At 69.1% G+C, this 14,369-nt stretch carries 22 protein-coding genes and 1 riboswitch; of the genes, 7 read left to right on the top strand and 15 right to left on the bottom strand.

Going from position 1 to position 14,369, the window contains the following annotated elements:
* Window positions 1–132 precede the first annotated feature (132 nt).
* Window positions 133–341, top strand: a riboswitch (cyclic di-AMP (ydaO/yuaA leader).
* Between the two features lie 7 nt (window positions 342–348).
* From ACGF4C_RS30680 to ACGF4C_RS30660, 5 genes are all read left to right on the top strand, one after another.
* Window positions 349–1,005 (top strand): transglycosylase family protein, encoded by a 657-nt coding sequence (locus ACGF4C_RS30680; RefSeq protein ID WP_393570550.1) that lies wholly within the window; start codon window positions 349–351, stop codon window positions 1,003–1,005.
* 312 nt (window positions 1,006–1,317) lie between these two features.
* A complete protein-coding gene (gene eno, locus ACGF4C_RS30675) occupies window positions 1,318–2,598 on the top strand; it encodes a phosphopyruvate hydratase (protein ID WP_030414325.1) in 1,281 nt (426 codons plus the stop codon).
* Window positions 2,599–2,776: 178 nt separating this feature from the next.
* Entirely contained in the window at window positions 2,777–3,238 is a 462-nt protein-coding gene (locus tag ACGF4C_RS30670) for a septum formation initiator family protein (RefSeq protein ID WP_393570547.1), read from the top strand.
* A gap of 137 nt (window positions 3,239–3,375) precedes the next feature.
* A complete protein-coding gene (locus tag ACGF4C_RS30665) occupies window positions 3,376–3,966 on the top strand; it encodes a DUF501 domain-containing protein (protein ID WP_393570545.1) in 591 nt (196 codons plus the stop codon).
* Window positions 3,963–4,934, top strand: a complete 972-nt coding sequence (locus tag ACGF4C_RS30660) for an exopolyphosphatase (RefSeq protein WP_393570543.1) — start codon at window positions 3,963–3,965, stop codon at window positions 4,932–4,934. The genes ACGF4C_RS30665 and ACGF4C_RS30660 overlap by 4 nt, the downstream gene beginning before the upstream one ends.
* Window positions 4,935–5,273: 339 nt before the next feature.
* On the opposite strand, the gene ACGF4C_RS30655 is transcribed toward ACGF4C_RS30660, so the two are convergent.
* The 11 genes from ACGF4C_RS30655 to ACGF4C_RS30605 form a co-directional block, all read right to left on the bottom strand.
* Window positions 5,274–5,717 carry a hypothetical protein gene (locus ACGF4C_RS30655; RefSeq protein ID WP_393570541.1) on the bottom strand — a complete coding sequence of 148 codons (444 nt, stop codon included), beginning with the start codon at window positions 5,715–5,717 and terminating at the stop codon, window positions 5,274–5,276.
* Between the two features lie 13 nt (window positions 5,718–5,730).
* Window positions 5,731–6,531 carry an aminoglycoside phosphotransferase gene (locus tag ACGF4C_RS30650; protein ID WP_393570576.1) on the bottom strand — a complete coding sequence of 267 codons (801 nt, stop codon included), beginning with the start codon at window positions 6,529–6,531 and terminating at the stop codon, window positions 5,731–5,733.
* Between the two features lie 81 nt (window positions 6,532–6,612).
* Window positions 6,613–6,741, bottom strand: coding sequence for a hypothetical protein (locus tag ACGF4C_RS30645; protein WP_393570539.1), 129 nt, complete (start codon window positions 6,739–6,741; stop codon window positions 6,613–6,615).
* Window positions 6,742–6,755: 14 nt separating this feature from the next.
* Entirely contained in the window at window positions 6,756–7,859 is a 1,104-nt protein-coding gene (locus ACGF4C_RS30640; protein ID WP_393570537.1) for a radical SAM protein, read from the bottom strand.
* Window positions 7,860–8,058: 199 nt separating this feature from the next.
* Window positions 8,059–8,448, bottom strand: a complete 390-nt coding sequence (locus tag ACGF4C_RS30635; protein WP_393570535.1) for a hypothetical protein — start codon at window positions 8,446–8,448, stop codon at window positions 8,059–8,061.
* A gap of 82 nt (window positions 8,449–8,530) precedes the next feature.
* On the bottom strand, window positions 8,531–9,043 hold the full coding sequence (locus ACGF4C_RS30630) for a DUF6624 domain-containing protein (protein ID WP_393570533.1): 513 nt from the start codon (window positions 9,041–9,043) through the stop codon (window positions 8,531–8,533).
* A gap of 137 nt (window positions 9,044–9,180) precedes the next feature.
* A complete protein-coding gene (locus ACGF4C_RS30625) occupies window positions 9,181–9,387 on the bottom strand; it encodes a hypothetical protein (RefSeq protein ID WP_393570531.1) in 207 nt (68 codons plus the stop codon).
* Entirely contained in the window at window positions 9,384–9,557 is a 174-nt protein-coding gene (locus ACGF4C_RS30620; protein ID WP_393570529.1) for a hypothetical protein, read from the bottom strand. Before ACGF4C_RS30620 ends, ACGF4C_RS30625 begins: the two co-directional genes overlap by 4 nt.
* Window positions 9,554–9,793, bottom strand: a complete 240-nt coding sequence (locus ACGF4C_RS30615) for a hypothetical protein (RefSeq protein WP_393570527.1) — start codon at window positions 9,791–9,793, stop codon at window positions 9,554–9,556. The genes ACGF4C_RS30620 and ACGF4C_RS30615 overlap by 4 nt, the downstream gene beginning before the upstream one ends.
* Window positions 9,790–10,251 (bottom strand): DUF6415 family natural product biosynthesis protein, encoded by a 462-nt coding sequence (locus ACGF4C_RS30610; protein ID WP_393570525.1) that lies wholly within the window; start codon window positions 10,249–10,251, stop codon window positions 9,790–9,792. The genes ACGF4C_RS30615 and ACGF4C_RS30610 overlap by 4 nt, the downstream gene beginning before the upstream one ends.
* Entirely contained in the window at window positions 10,248–10,391 is a 144-nt protein-coding gene (locus ACGF4C_RS30605; protein ID WP_393570523.1) for a hypothetical protein, read from the bottom strand. Before ACGF4C_RS30605 ends, ACGF4C_RS30610 begins: the two co-directional genes overlap by 4 nt.
* A 232-nt stretch (window positions 10,392–10,623) precedes the next feature.
* Here ACGF4C_RS30605 and ACGF4C_RS30600 point away from each other — a divergent pair, with 232 nt between their 5' ends.
* A complete protein-coding gene (locus tag ACGF4C_RS30600) occupies window positions 10,624–11,511 on the top strand; it encodes a helix-turn-helix domain-containing protein (protein ID WP_393570521.1) in 888 nt (295 codons plus the stop codon).
* A complete protein-coding gene (locus tag ACGF4C_RS30595) occupies window positions 11,498–11,707 on the top strand; it encodes a DUF397 domain-containing protein (protein ID WP_393570519.1) in 210 nt (69 codons plus the stop codon). Before ACGF4C_RS30600 ends, ACGF4C_RS30595 begins: the two co-directional genes overlap by 14 nt.
* 144 nt (window positions 11,708–11,851) lie before the next feature.
* Here the strand turns inward: ACGF4C_RS30595 and ACGF4C_RS30590 are convergent, their stop codons facing one another.
* From ACGF4C_RS30590 to ACGF4C_RS30575, 4 genes are read right to left on the bottom strand one after another with little or no spacing between them, the layout of a single operon-like run.
* Window positions 11,852–12,097, bottom strand: a complete 246-nt coding sequence (locus tag ACGF4C_RS30590) for a hypothetical protein (RefSeq protein WP_393570517.1) — start codon at window positions 12,095–12,097, stop codon at window positions 11,852–11,854.
* Window positions 12,094–12,381, bottom strand: coding sequence for a hypothetical protein (locus ACGF4C_RS30585; RefSeq protein WP_393570515.1), 288 nt, complete (start codon window positions 12,379–12,381; stop codon window positions 12,094–12,096). The genes ACGF4C_RS30590 and ACGF4C_RS30585 overlap by 4 nt, the downstream gene beginning before the upstream one ends.
* A gap of 14 nt (window positions 12,382–12,395) precedes the next feature.
* The gene (locus ACGF4C_RS30580) at window positions 12,396–13,262 is read right to left on the bottom strand and encodes a hypothetical protein (protein ID WP_393570513.1); all 867 of its coding nucleotides are present in this window, start codon (window positions 13,260–13,262) and stop codon (window positions 12,396–12,398) included.
* Window positions 13,243–14,361 carry a hypothetical protein gene (locus tag ACGF4C_RS30575; protein ID WP_393570511.1) on the bottom strand — a complete coding sequence of 373 codons (1,119 nt, stop codon included), beginning with the start codon at window positions 14,359–14,361 and terminating at the stop codon, window positions 13,243–13,245. The genes ACGF4C_RS30580 and ACGF4C_RS30575 overlap by 20 nt, the downstream gene beginning before the upstream one ends.
* Window positions 14,362–14,369 lie beyond the last annotated feature (8 nt).

The raw sequence follows: 14,369 nt of genomic DNA, 5'->3' as shown, positions 1-14,369 counted from the left end.
TCGCACCAGTCCCCACCTGCGGGTTTACGACCCCTCCGTGATCAAAAATGGTCAACTCGGTCCAGTTGGGGGGGGTTTGAACACCACAAGGGTTCCTGATTACGGTCATCACCGCTCGCCAAAGCGGGCCCCTTCGATCACACGCCGAATCCTGCCGGTGGTCGGAGGCAGTTGACGCGCAAGCGCCGTAGGCAGGAGCGGGGGAACCAAGGTAGGCGCCGGCCCGGCCCGTGAAAGCGGGTCAGCCGGCTTGGGGTGAAGCCCGGTGCCGATGGCACCGGCCGGGCGACTCATCAGTCCGAACCCGACAGCTCACCTCGCAGGCGTCGGTGAGGAAACGAACGAACCATGCTGATCAACAAGGGCAAGCACCGTCGTCCCTCCAAGGCCGTCCGCGTCGCCACCCTCGCCGGTGTCGCCGGTGCCGCCGTGGCCGTCCCGCTGATGGGCGCCACCTCCGCGTCCGCCGCCTCCGTCGCCACCTGGGACAAGGTCGCCCAGTGCGAGTCCGGCGGCAACTGGTCGATCAACACCGGTAACGGCTACTACGGTGGCCTGCAGTTCTCCAACTCCAGCTGGGCCGCCGCCGGCGGCACCAAGTACGCGCCGCGCGCGGACCTCGCCACCAAGTCCCAGCAGATCGCCGCCGCCGAGAAGCTCCTCGCCCTCCAGGGCCCGGGCGCCTGGTCCTGCGCCGGCGCCGGCGGCCTGACCTCCGGCGGTCCGTCCCCCGACCTGAACACCAGCGCCCCGGTGGCCAAGTCCGCGCCGGCGAAGAGCGACGCCGCCGTCAAGCGCACCCCGGCCGCCCCGAAGCACGAGAGCGCCCCGGCCGCCCCGAAGAAGAACGAGGGCCACGGCAACTACACCGTCAAGGCGGGCGACACCCTCGCCAAGATCGCCAAGGCGCACGGCACCCACTGGAAGGCCGTCTACGCGGCCAACAAGTCCGTCATCGGCGGCAACCCCAACCTGATCTTCCCGGGTCAGAAGCTCCACGTCTGAGCCGTCCCCGCACCGGGACACCCCAGCTGAGACCGGCCCCGTCCGGCGCGCCCTCCCCCCGGCGCGCCGCGGCGGGGCTTCTCCGTATCCCACCCTCGTCCCCGCCGTGATCCCCGCCGTCCGCGCCACCGCCGGCCGGCCGCTCCGCCGGACTTTCACCGCTCGGCGAACATTGCGGCAAACGCCCCATGAGCTGGGCCTTTGTGCTGCTTGTGGGGTTATTCCGTCCCACGGAGCGGGCCAAGGGCAGGCGGACGCTCCTCGGGCCGTTAGGCTCGTGCTGCAACTCCAGACACCCATGAAGGAGACAACGTGCCGTCCATCGACGTCGTCGTAGCCCGCGAAATTCTCGACTCGCGAGGTAATCCCACGGTCGAGGTCGAGGTCGGCCTCGACGACGGCAGCACCGGCCGTGCCGCCGTGCCGTCCGGCGCCTCGACCGGCGCCTTCGAGGCCATCGAGCTCCGCGACGGCGACCCCAACCGCTACCTCGGCAAGGGCGTGGAGAAGGCCGTCCTGGCCGTCATCGAGCAGATCGGCCCGGAGCTCGTCGGCTACGACGCGACCGAGCAGCGGCTGATCGACCAGGCCATGTTCGACCTGGACGCCACCGACAACAAGGGTTCGCTCGGCGCCAACGCCATCCTCGGCGTCTCCCTCGCCGTCGCGCACGCCGCCTCCGAGGCCAGCGACCTCCCGCTGTTCCGCTACCTGGGCGGCCCGAACGCGCACGTCCTGCCCGTGCCGATGATGAACATCCTGAACGGCGGCTCGCACGCCGACTCCAACGTGGACATCCAGGAGTTCATGATCGCCCCGATCGGTGCGGAGTCCTTCTCCGAGGCCCTGCGCTGGGGCGCCGAGGTCTACCACACCCTCAAGAAGGTCCTGAAGGAGCGCGGTCTGTCGACCGGCCTGGGCGACGAGGGCGGCTTCGCCCCGAACCTCGGCTCCAACCGCGAGGCCCTCGACCTCATCCTGGAAGCCATCAAGCAGGCCGGCTACGCCCCCGGCCAGGACATCGCGCTCGCCCTGGACGTCGCCGCCTCCGAGTTCTACAAGGACGGCTCGTACCAGTTCGAGGGCCAGTCCCGCTCGGCCGCCCAGATGACCGAGTACTACGAGGAGCTCGTCGACGCCTACCCGCTGGTCTCCATCGAGGACCCGCTGTTCGAGGACGACTGGGCCGGCTGGAAGGTCATCACCGACAAGCTCGGCGCCAAGGTGCAGCTGGTCGGCGACGACCTGTTCGTCACCAACCCCGAGCGCCTGGCCCGCGGCATCGAGGAGGGCTCCGCCAACGCCCTCCTGGTCAAGGTCAACCAGATCGGCTCGCTGACCGAGACCCTGGACGCCGTCGAGCTGGCCCAGCGCAACGGCTTCAAGTGCATGATGTCGCACCGCTCCGGCGAGACCGAGGACGTCACCATCGCCGACCTCGCCGTCGCCACCAACTGCGGCCAGATCAAGACCGGTGCTCCGGCCCGCTCCGAGCGCGTCGCCAAGTACAACCAGCTGCTGCGCATCGAGGAGATCCTCGACGACGCCGCGGTGTACGCCGGCCGCAGCGCGTTCCCCCGCTTCAAGGGCTGACGCCCCGGAGCGCGGAGCCCCGCGGTTCCGCCGGGGCGGCCCGACCCGCGGCCCGAAAGGGCTGATCGGGCGAGCCGACCGCCCAGCGCCCCGTACGTCCCCGGCGACGGTCCCGTACCGTTGCCGGGGACGTACCTGCTTGACGCAGACCGGCGTCCGTCAGTGAAGGGGAGACGACGTGCCCGCGGACCGGTTCTCGACCGCGACCCGACTCAAGGCGCTCGGCGAGCAGGCCGCCGCCCGCGTCTACCGCGCCCGGCCGGCCCGCCGCAACCGCCTCACCGGCCGCGCCGCCCTGCTGGCCCTGGTGATGTGCTCGCTGGTGGTCGCGCTCGCGTACCCGATAAGGCAGTACGTATCCCAGCGCTCCGACATCGCCGACCAGCGCCGCAAGGCCCGGGACGCGGGCGCCGAGCTGGACCGGCTGCGCGAGCAGAAGGCCCGCTGGCAGGACCCCGAGTACGTCCGCCAGCAGGCCCGCCGGCACCTGCACTACGTCATGCCGGGGGAGACCGGATACATCGTCCAGGACGGCTCCGGCACCGCCGCCGCCCCCAAGGGGACGCGGGCCGCGCAGCGCCCCTGGTACGACAACCTCTGGCACGCGGTCGACGCGGCCGACAAGGCCGCCAAGCGGTAGCGCCGGCTCCGGCCGTACCGCCGGCGCGCGCGGCCCCGTACTGTCGACAGGGACGGCACGCACCGCCGTACCGCTGTGCCGCCGTCCTGCAGTGCCGCCGTCCCGTCGTCCCACCCATCACCTCACCGAAAGCGCCCATGGAAACCCCTCCGCCCCAGACCGAGCCCACCGAGCCCACCGCCGCGGACATCGCCGCCTTCAAGGAGCAGCTCGGCCGCCCGCCGCGCGGCCTGCGCGCCATCGCGCACCGCTGCCCGTGCGGCCAGCCGGACGTCGTCGAGACGGCGCCGCGCCTGGAGGACGGCACGCCCTTCCCCACGCTCTACTACCTCACCTGCCCGCGCGCGGCCTCCGCGATCGGCACGCTGGAGGCCAACGGCGTGATGAAGGAGATGACCGAGCGGCTGGCGACCGACCCGGAGCTGGCCGCCGCCTACCGCGCGGCCCACGAGGACTACATCCGGCGGCGGGACGCCATCGAGGTGCTGGCGGGCTTCCCCAGCGCGGGCGGCATGCCCGACCGGGTCAAGTGCCTGCACGTCCTCGTCGGCCACTCGCTGGCGGCCGGGCCGGGCGTCAACCCGCTCGGTGACGAGGCGATCGCCATGCTCCCGGAGTGGTGGAAGAAGGGCCCCTGTGTGAGCCCGTGCAACGAGCACAACGGCCAGAGCAACGGTCGCAACGACACCGAGCCCGTCACCGGGACCGACGAGGGAGAGTCCGAGTGAAGCGCGTCGCCGCCGTCGACTGCGGTACGAACTCCATCCGCCTGCTGGTCGCGGACGTCGACCCCGCCACCGGCGAGCTGAAGGAACTCGACCGCCGGATGCAGATCGTCCGGCTGGGCCAGGACGTGGACCGCACCGGGCGGCTGGCACCGGAGGCGCTGGAGCGGACCTTCGCGGCCTGCCGGGAGTACGCCGCGGTGATCAAGGGCCTGGGCGCCGAGCGGGTCCGTTTCGCGGCGACCTCGGCCTCCCGGGACGCCGAGAACCGCGCGGACTTCGTCCGCGGCGTGGTGGACATCCTGGGCGTGGAGCCCGAGGTGATCACCGGCGACCAGGAGGCGGAGTTCTCCTTCAACGGCGCCACCAAGGAGCTCACCGGCCGCCCCGATCTGGCCAGGCCGTTCCTGGTGGTGGACATCGGCGGCGGCTCGACCGAGTTCGTCCTCGGCAACGATTCCGTGCGGGCCGCCCGCTCGGTCGACGTCGGCTGCGTCCGGATGACCGAACGGCACCTGGTGCACAACGGCGAGATCAGCGACCCGCCGAGCGCCGCGCAGATCGCCGCCATGAAGGCCGACATCGCCAAGGCCCTCGATCACGCGGAGGAGGCCGTCCCGCTGGCCGAGGCCGCCACCCTGGTGGGCCTGGCCGGCTCGGTGACCACCGTCGCCGCGATCGCCCTGGGCCTCACCCACTACGACTCCGAGGCCATCCACCACTCCCGCATCCCGCTGGCGAAGGTCCGCGAGATCACCGACCGGCTGCTGACCGCCACCCACGCCGAGCGCGCCGCCATCCCGGTCATGCACCCGGGCCGGGTCGACGTGATCGGCGCGGGCGCCCTCGTCCTGCTGGCGATCATGGAACGCACCGGCGCCGAGGAGGTCGTGGTCAGCGAACACGACATCCTGGACGGCATTGCCTACAAAGTGGCAGAAGACATGGACGAAAAGAAAGACAGGGACTGACCTGCGGTAATGCCCGCCTGAGTGATCCTCTGGGCGGTATTCCGCGGCAGTGAAACGCTACGGCCCCGGCGTCGCTTCACAGCGGCGGCGGGGCCGTAGGTTTGCCCGCTTGCGTGGCAGTCATGCGAAGGACTGACCGAACGCGGGCGGTGATCAACGTACTACCCGGCGGTATCTGCTTGGAACCGGGGATTCCGTTGAATCGTGTGCTTTCACAAGATCAGCACAGGAATGCGCTTTGTTACCGAAGGTTCGTAACCAATGAGCGAGTTTTACCTGCGTTTCGATGGCGAAAGCGCCTCTTGGGTGCGTGTGGTACGTGCTCGTGCGGCTGGCTGATCAGCGGCACCGCAACGACTCGGCGAGCTGCGGTAGCTGCTGGCTTGGGAAGTGGAGCAGTGCGGCCTCGGCGAGTCCGGTCGGTTCGAGGGGGACGTTCATGCGCCAGGATCCGGGGCGCCATGGGTGACTGACGCGGTCGGCGAATTGCGGGTCGTCGGCGAGCAGGGCGACCAGGCGCCGGGCGTCGGCGGTCGGGAGTTTCAGCAGTGCCCAACCGCGGTGGTAGTTGATGAACGCGTCGCCGCCGTAACCGAGTGGAGTATCGCGCTGTTCGCGTACGCCGGCGGTCGCCTCGCCTACGTCCTGGCAGCAGGCGGTCGTCGTGAAGCCGAGGCGCCACAGTTCACCGATGACGGGGATCATGTCTAGGTCGACGTCTACGTGCTCCCCCGCGGGGGTGATGAGCGTTTGGTGCGGGTGAATGAGCGGGTCGGTTGGCATGCCGTTCCCCTCGTCAGTGTCGGCGGTAGGTAGCCCATTGGTCCGCGGCTGCGGCAAGGGACTGCTTCCATGCGATGTCGGGAGCGTCCGCAGCGATGCCGGCCCACAGACGTTGTTGGGCGGTCGCGAAGACGTCGAGAGCGCGGGCGGTCGCGGTGGCCCATGCGGGGGTCTTGGCGGCCCACTGTTCGGCGTCTGCGGGGCTGTGGCCGGCGGAGATCAGCCATACGACCCAACAGGCGGCGTCGACCCATGCCGGGCCGCGGGTGGGCCATGCCCAGTCGACTACGCGGGCGACGTTGTCGACGATCAGTACGTTGCTCGGCGTCCAGTCGGTATGCAGCAGAGTGTCGCCGCGCAGCAGCTCGGCGTCGTCGGGGTGGTCGAGGTAGTCGGCGAGGCGCTGCTCGATCTGTTTCAGCTCGACGTCGGCGGGGGCCCGTACGGCGGATAGCGTGATGATCGCCTCGGCGACGAGCGGTACGTCGTCGCCGCCGGGGCGGTAGTCGGCGGGCCGGCCGTCGAGGTGCTCGAAAGCGAGCAGGTTCCACTCGCCGTCGTCGATGGCCCACAGCAGGCGGGGGGCGAGGGGGGCGACGTGGGGGTTAATGGTTGCCTCGCGTTGCTGTGTCCATACGCGAGGGTGATCGCAGCGCAGGCCCTTGACGAAGATGCGGCCGGCGCGTGTTTCGAGGGTGGCGGCAATTTCGCTGTTTAGCCCGGTCTCGGCGGTCGTCGCTGCGTAAATGGGGCCGGTACGGGCGGCGACGGCGTCGCGGGTGGCGGTCGGTAGGTCGTCCCAATGCATTCTCATGGTCACCACGGCGGGAGTGTAGGGGGGCGGGGACAGGCGAGGCCGCCCGCTGGCTGCGGGCGGCCTCGGTATGGCGGCGGCTTAGTACGGGTTGTCGTTGCCGCAGCCGCGCATGACCTCGTTGCCGGCGACCTCGTCGAGGTTGTCGACGAATTCGAGGTCGTCGTCGACCTCGGGCCGCGGGGTGATCTCTACGGCGAGTGCTGTCATGGGTGCACCTCCTCTCAGGCGTGTTGGCAGTAGCGGTTCAGGGGGGAGCCGGCCTTGCGGTACAGGGTCACGAGCGGCATGCACGTTGTGCATGTCTTTTGGAGAGTGCAGCCGCTGCACCCGCTGTGACGCTGTAGTGCTCGGTCGGCGATATCCCCGAGCCGCGATAGGCCCGTGACCCCCTCTTTCAGGAGTGGAATCGGGTGGTCGCGGGAGACTTTGCAGACGCTTGCCAGACCGAAGGGGCTCACGTTCAAGGACGTGTGGCCGGCGTCGCATCCGGTGAAAGGTGTTGTTCGGTGCAGGTATTCGGGCGCCTGCTGCGCGAGAGGCTCAGAGCCGCCGGCGAAGCTTGGTGACATGTGGCTGTACTCGCGGATGCGCGGGGCGAACCGCGCGGCGAGCGCGCGCATGGCGGGCGCCTCGTGGGCGTTCTCGCGCGTGACGACCACGCTTAGGGAAAGGGGTAGGCCGGCCTCGCGTGCTGCGGCCAGGCCACGCATGAACTTCTTGAACGCTCCCCGGCGGTTGGTGAAGCCGTCGAACGTTGCCTCGGTGGCGCCGTAGACGCTGAGGGTCACGCGGTAGGGGCGTCGCGTGGTGAGCAGGTCGAGCATGTGCGGCCGGAAGAGGGTGGATCCGTTGGTGAGGATCTCGACCATCATGCCGAGGTCGTAGGCGAGCGCGTACGTCTCGGGAAAGTACCGGTCGATGGTGCACTCGCCCCCGCCGAGTTCGAGCCAGAGAATGCCGGCGTCGCGGAGGATGTGCAGCAGCTGCTCGCGGGCTGGCCATGCGAGGCCCTCGTGCCGTTTGGCGCCGTACACGCAGTGATCGCACGCCCAGTTGCAGCCGTTGTTCACCTCGTATGAGGCGCGGCCGTGTCCGTACGGTGAGGGTTCGCGGATCAGCAGGGCTTGGCTCGACGGTCGGTGGTCGAGGTCGAGGCCCCATCGGCGGCGGGCGACCTTGTGCAGCCAATGGGGCAGGGTGTCGTCTGTGGCGACTGCTTGGCGCAGTTCTAAGTAGTGATGCGGCCTGATCTTGACGCCGCTGCTGTTTCCCGGGCGCAAGAGTAAGTGATCGTTGAGGAACGGAGCGGCGATCAGATCGTGCATGGCTCCCCTTGGGTGATGAGTTGTGGGTTAGCTGGTTTGGTAGCCCCTCCCTTTGCAGTCGCGGCAGAGAATGACCACGACCTTTCCACGCTGCATGGTCTTGATGCGCTGCTTTCCGCCGCAGGTGGTGCAGGTTCGGACAGTGGGGCTCATGTGCTCGGGTGGTCCTTGTGCTGGCCTGTCGGGTGGTGCGGTGTGATCACGCAGGTACTTGTGTGGAGAGGTCGTCAGCGGGGCTGCGGTGCTTCCGCTGGGCTCGGCGCACGTAGGCGGCAGCGACTGCCTGTTCATGCACTCGGAGATACGGGCGCACGAACCGGATCTCGTGCCCGTCAAGGGGTTGGCGACGGATCCAGATGTGTTCGGGCAGGGGGCCGAGGGCGCCCTCGGTCTCGTGCTCGTTGGGGCAGGGGCGGATGTAGTCGGACCAGGGGTTGCGTCGGTAGAGCGGGGCCGGCGGGATGAGGGGGGCCGGCGGTGGCGGTGGCGCCGGGTAGAGCCACGTGCGGGCGCGCTGCCATGCCCTGAGCAGGCCCCGGCGGAGCGGTTCCCTTAACCAGATGGATAGGAGGGCGATAAGGTCGCGCATTGCGTTGTCAGTTCCTTTGCTTCGGCTGGTGACGTTCTGCCTCGGCGGCCGGTGCCACGGCTGCCGAGGCGCTCACCGTCGGTCAGTACGTCGAGCGGATTGCGGCTTCGTACTCGGCCTGTGGCCCGAGGCCGACCTCGACGCGGCGGGCGTCGAGGGTGTCGGGGTCGGCGACGTCCCACAACTGCATGCCGCGGCCGTCGCCACTGTCCTGGTACTGCGTGCCGTACAGCTGCGGTCGTTGCTGGCGCATAAGGCATCGGTCGGTGAGGTAAGCGAGCTGCGTTGGGGTGGCCTCGTCGCGGTCGACGGCGTCGCGGAGCAGGCCGAGGGCGCGCAGCTGGAAGTCGAGTTCCGCGTGCTGGGCGATGAGCCATGCGGCGTGTGCAGCCTGCTCGCCGACGAGGGAGTGCCCTGGCCATCCGTGCTCGTTGATGATCCGCTGTAGTGCTGCGCAGTTCTCGGCGTCAACCGTGCGCATCAGCTCGAAGTCGGGGCCGGCGAGGGATCCGTCGTCGCGGACTCCGCGGGCGTATTGGTCGGCGGCGAGGCGGCGCAGCAGCTCATCGGCGACGGTGGGAAGTTGTGGCGGCATGGGGCCTCTCTCGCATTGTGGGTGTGCTGCCCGCCCCCCGCCGCGGGACGCCAGGCCGGGGGAGCCATAGCGGGTCGACCGGGGCAGGGGGCGGGGCTTGGTGGCTGCCGGTGGGGCCGGCAGCAGCTCAAGGCGGCTCATCGGCTGGGCCGGGGAGCTCGGGGGCGGGCGGCGGCGCCGCAGGTGGCGAGGTGGCGGGCGGCGGCGCGCTCGTACATGGCGTCGGCGATGGCCGGGTCTCGGTCGAGGAAGCACAACGCGCCCTGATAGAACCAGTACCACCGCTCATCAGCGCGGCCGAGGGCATCGAGCAGCCGGCCGCGGAGCTGGTTCAAGGTCTTCACGCGTGTGCCTCCTCGATGTGGCGTCGCATGAGCACGTTGCAGTCCGTTTCGGCGCTCGGATCGCGTCTTGCTTGCGCCTGCGTGCGCTGCTCGGCGAACTCGGCACAGCGGTCACAGCCGGCGCGTGGTTCGGGTTCGGCCGGCGATGTGGTCGGCGGGGTGTAGATCACTGCCACGCTCCCGGTACGGCGCGGTAGGGCCGGGTGACGTGCTCGCGGTAGTGGCGGTGGGCCGGGTTGGCCTTGAGGTGCTGCTCGGCCCAATCCTGGGCGTCTTGGATTTCCTCGCCGGGTTCGCTGGCCTCGTTGCAATCGGTGCACTGCATCGCGAACGACCAGGGTTCGGAGCCGGGTTCGAGGTCGGGGCCGATCGTGAACGCACGGAATCGGTAGGCAGCGCGGGTCACCTCGTTGCCTCCCCGCTCAGTGCCGCGAGGGGCTGCTGCACCGTGGGCAACTTGTCTTCCTGGTCGTTGTGTGGGGCCGGGCTCGGGTGCTCGACGCTGCGCTGCTGGCGCCCCTCTTCGACGATCTCGATCAGGTTCGCGACGAGGCGAGCCAGGTACCGCAGATTGGCAACGTCACGCGGAAAGTCGTTGGTCAGCCTCGTACCCTGCGCACCTCGGCCGCGCTTGACTTCCAAGGTGACTTCCCCGCGGCGGGGATCATCGGGGCTCATCTTTCGCAGCCGGCCCTCGATGATGGGGAGCAGGACGGCAGCATGCACGCGAAGCCGCGCCAGCAGCCGGCCCAACGTCGTCACCGTGCGCCGGGGGTGCCCGTCGCAGTTGCGTTCGCGCAGTGACTCGGCGACCGTCCAACGCATCGTGTCCAGGTTGATCATGAAGGGCGATTGCTGGCTCACTGCGTCTTCTCCTCGCCCCGCAGCATCGCGAGGTGCTGATCAACCTCGGCGGACAACTTCTCTTGCCTGCGGTTGAGGTCGTCCACGGTCGGCTGCTCGCTGGAGCCGGGCTGCTGGGGCGATTCCTGCTGCGTCGACATGCGTAAGCCCTTCCGTCGACAGACCTGATGAAGCGCCAAAGTGCGTGGTCCGGCGCCTAGTTGGCGCTGGCTCGTCCATCAGACTGCCCGCCGATCCGGGCGCGTGCAAGACTACATTTCGTGGATTCGCTAGATAGTTCCCGAACACTTGACTTGCATTGCGGATCGAATCAACGGGCCACTACATTGCGGGTGTTGGGAGTGCTACAAAATGGAGTGGAAGGGGGGACCAGTGGCCGAGGGAACAACAGGCTCGACCGTGCCGCGGCGCCAGCTCGGGCGCTATCTGCGTGACCTACGAGGGCGTGCGCGGCTGACGGTCAAAGCCGCAGCGCAGAAGCTCGAATGGTCCGAGCCGAAGATCTGGCGCATCGAGACGGGGCAGACCTCGCTGCGGAGTCTCGACGTCAAGGCCATGTGCGAGATCTACGGGGCGTCGGCGGAGTTGACCGAGGCGCTCATGGGCCTCGCAAAGGAGACCAAGGCGCGCGGCTGGTGGCACGCTTACGGCGACGTCATCCCCGAGGGGTTTGATGTCTATGTCGGCCTTGAGGAAGCGGCGGCGAGCCTGTCGTCGTACGAGAGCGACATCGTGCCCGGCCTGCTCCAGACCGAGGGTTACGCACGCGAGGTCACCCGCACGCATATTCGCGGGATTGACGAGGAGGACCTCGATGGACGCGTACGCCTACGTATCGAGCGTCAGACGCTGCTGACCAGAGCCACCGATCCGCCAAGGCTGCGGGTCGCGCTGAGCGAGGCAGTGCTGCGACGGTCCATCGGCGGTCGCGAGGTGATGGCCGAGCAGCTCGCGCACCTCATCTATGTGTCGGAGCTACCGAACGTAACGATTCGCGTAGTGCCGTTCGCTGCTGGTATGCACTCAGGTGTCGTGACCGGGCCGTTCGTCATCCTGCGTTTCCCGGTGAACGGGGACGGGGTCGCCAGCGAGCCGCCGACGGTCTACGCGGACGGCTATACGGGAGGCTTGTACCTGGACAAGCCGCGGGAAGTCGAGCAGTACGACGCGGCCTTTCAGGGAATCTGGGAAACAGCACTCGATGATCAGGCGTCGCGGCGCTTGATCTCTGACGTGGCAGGGAGCCATGAACACGGTTGATCTTCAAAAGGCACAGTGGTTCAAGTCGAGCTACAGCAACGGGAACGGCAACTGCATCGAGGTAGCGCACCTCGGTGACGAAGTCGCCATGCGAGACAGCAAGCAGCACGGAACGGGCCCGATCCTGACCAGCACTGCCGAAGGGTGGCGATCGTTCATCGCTGGTGTGGTCAACGGCGAGTTCGGCGAGCTGTAAGCACTCCCACCTACAACGACCAGTACCTACGACCAAGGCGCCCCCGCGTCGGCCTGCTGCCGACGGATCGGGGGCGCTCTTGTGCGAACGCAGAACGCGCCCCCTGTACGGCCCGCGTGGGCCGTACAGGGGGCGCTGTGCTGTTCAGCGGATGAGCTGCCATGCGGACAGGGCGCAGCCGGCCCCGCCGATTACCACGGCGAGGCTCGGCAGGGGCCACCGTGCCCGTTCGAGGGCGGTAAGCCGCTGCTCGTGGTCGTCGAGAGTCTTGTCGGTCTGGTCGTTCTTCTGCGTGAGCAGGTCGAGGCGGCCATCGAGCCTCGCGAATCCTGCCTCGACGCTGCCGCGCAGCCTCTCCAATTCGAGGGCGACGTCGTCGGGAGCGGTCACACGGCGCCCCCGTTCGGGGCGCGACTTGGTGCGGGGGTGCTCGGAGCGCCGGCGGCGCCGTTACCGGGGTCGGGTACGGCGCTGCGCAGCCATCGGGGCATGAGCCGCTGCACGGCGTCGAGCTGCATTACGCGGGTGACGCCGGCGGCGACGGCGAGGGCGGTTGCGACGCCGGCGACGGTGTGGGGAATGCCGGCGGCGGAGATGATCAGGGGGAGTGCGGCGGCGAGGCCGAGCAGGGTCTGCACCACCGTGCGGACCGTGCGGCGGGCGGCGTCCGACATGGCGAGGTCTCCTCTCACTTCTTGGTCTTGGCGTGCTCGGTCTTGCCGGCCCCGTCGCCCTGGTGCTCGTCGTTGTCGTGCTCGACGGGCAGCGTCGGGTCGGGCTTGCCGGTGTCGCCCTCGCGGCCGGCGGGCGGCTCGGGGGCCTCGGTGGCTCGGAAGGTGTTGCGGGTGTAGGCGGACAGCAGCCGGGTCTCGATGGCCTTGCGGTTCTTGGCGCTGAGGTGCTCGACCTGTATCGCGACGTCGTCGAGGAACGCCGAGCCGTGCAGCGGGCGCTCGACGGTGTGCGCGGTCCACTTCCCTGCCGGCACCTCCCAGTCGTCGATTACCTCGGCCTCGCCGCCCTCGACGCGCATGCGGACGCGGACGCGCCCGCCGGCCTCGGCGTAGGTGGTGAGCTGGAGGTGGGCGACGGCGTTGTGCACGGGGGAGATGCCGACCCACGCGTGCCCCCACGCGGTGTCGGTGGTGCGCTGGTTGGCGGTCGGGTGCAGCTGTAGCGGCATCCAGGGCCGGCCGAGGTGGCGCGGGCTGTGCTTGTCGTCCATGACGAGGATCCGGTCGCGCTCGGCGAGGTCCCGCGACCACAGCCGGACCGTGCCGCGGTCTTCGGCCTCGCCCTCGACGGTCAGGGCAAAGCTGCCGTCCATGCGGCGCGCGACCATGCCGAACGCCCCGTCGGGCCACTGACCGACGGTGAACGTCGCGAAATCCTTGTCGGGCGGGACGACAACGAGCTGCCCGCCCTCGGAGATGCGCACGTTGCCGTTCTTGATCTGGTCGAGCGGGGGCCGGGTCTGGGAGCGGCCGGCGATCTCGCGCACCTGGCGCTCAAGGTCTCGGATGCGGTCGAGCAGGTCATTGCGAACTGTTGCCATAGGGGGTCTCCAAAGTGAGTTTCACGGATTCGGACTTGCCGCGCTCGGGCGGCGTGACGGAGATGCCGACGACCCGGTGCAGGACGTCGAGCCCCTCGGGGAACCAGTCGTCACGGATGCGGATCCGGACGGTGCGGCCGAGCAGGTCCGGGCTGATCTGCTCGTCAAGGTGCACGGTGATCTCGGGGATTACCTGGGGCTGGCGAGCGAGCGCGGCCTCGGCCCGCGCGTGCTCGGCGAGCACCTGCGGGTCGTCGATGCTCTGGTGATCGTTGCTGCCATCCAGGCGCGGCCAGCCGGCGGCGAGGTCATCCTCGGCGACGAGCAGCTCGGACAAAATGGGCCGGCTTGCGGCGGCCTGGTTGCGGTTGTCGCTCGCGCCCCTGCTCTGCCAGACGTTCGCCACGGTCGTACCGTCGGCCGGAAACTCGTAGCTCAGCACGTGCCCAGGGTGGGTGAGCACGACGTCGTCGCCGCCGCGCAGCAGCCGCGGGTATCCGAGGTCGAGCAGCTTCACACGCGCGCCGCTGCCGCGGTCGCGGTAGCAGCGGATCCGCCACTCAAACCCGTTCTCGGCCGCGGCGAGCTTGTCGAGCAGCTCGCGAATCTTCGGCTGATCCGACGCGCTGAACGTCCGGTCGCGCCGGACGCCGGAGAGCTCGGTGTCGTAGGTGATGCCGATATCGCCGCCGGGCTGGTTCTGGGCCTGGTCGACGAGATCGCGGGCGATATCGAGCTGGTCCATGCTCGTGGCGCGGTGCGTGGTGCGCAGCTGCCGGTGATCGAGGTAAGTGTCAAAGGTGCCGGCCTGCACCTCTACCGACAGCCTTCCGCGCTCGTCGCTCTTGGGGTTGACCGACCACAGCACCCCGCCCCACCAAATCTGACGGTCGCGCTCGACCCACAGAGCCGTTCGCGCGGGGATGAGGATCGGGCGGGCACGGTCGGCCATGGCCCGGTTGGGTATCGGCACGGTGCCCTGAAGCGATCCGGCCTTGCCGATGTAGTCCTCGATCGTCACCTCTTGCAAAGGCAGCACGTCGAGCAGTCGATCGCTACGCAGATCGCAGACCAGGACCCGGTATTGGGAGGTCGTCACGGTGGGTG

The organism is Streptomyces sp. NPDC048197 (assembly GCF_043202395.1).
GTDB classification, from domain to species: domain Bacteria; phylum Actinomycetota; class Actinomycetes; order Streptomycetales; family Streptomycetaceae; genus Streptomyces; species Streptomyces siderophoricus.
This window is presented reverse-complemented; position numbering and strand designations above follow the sequence as displayed.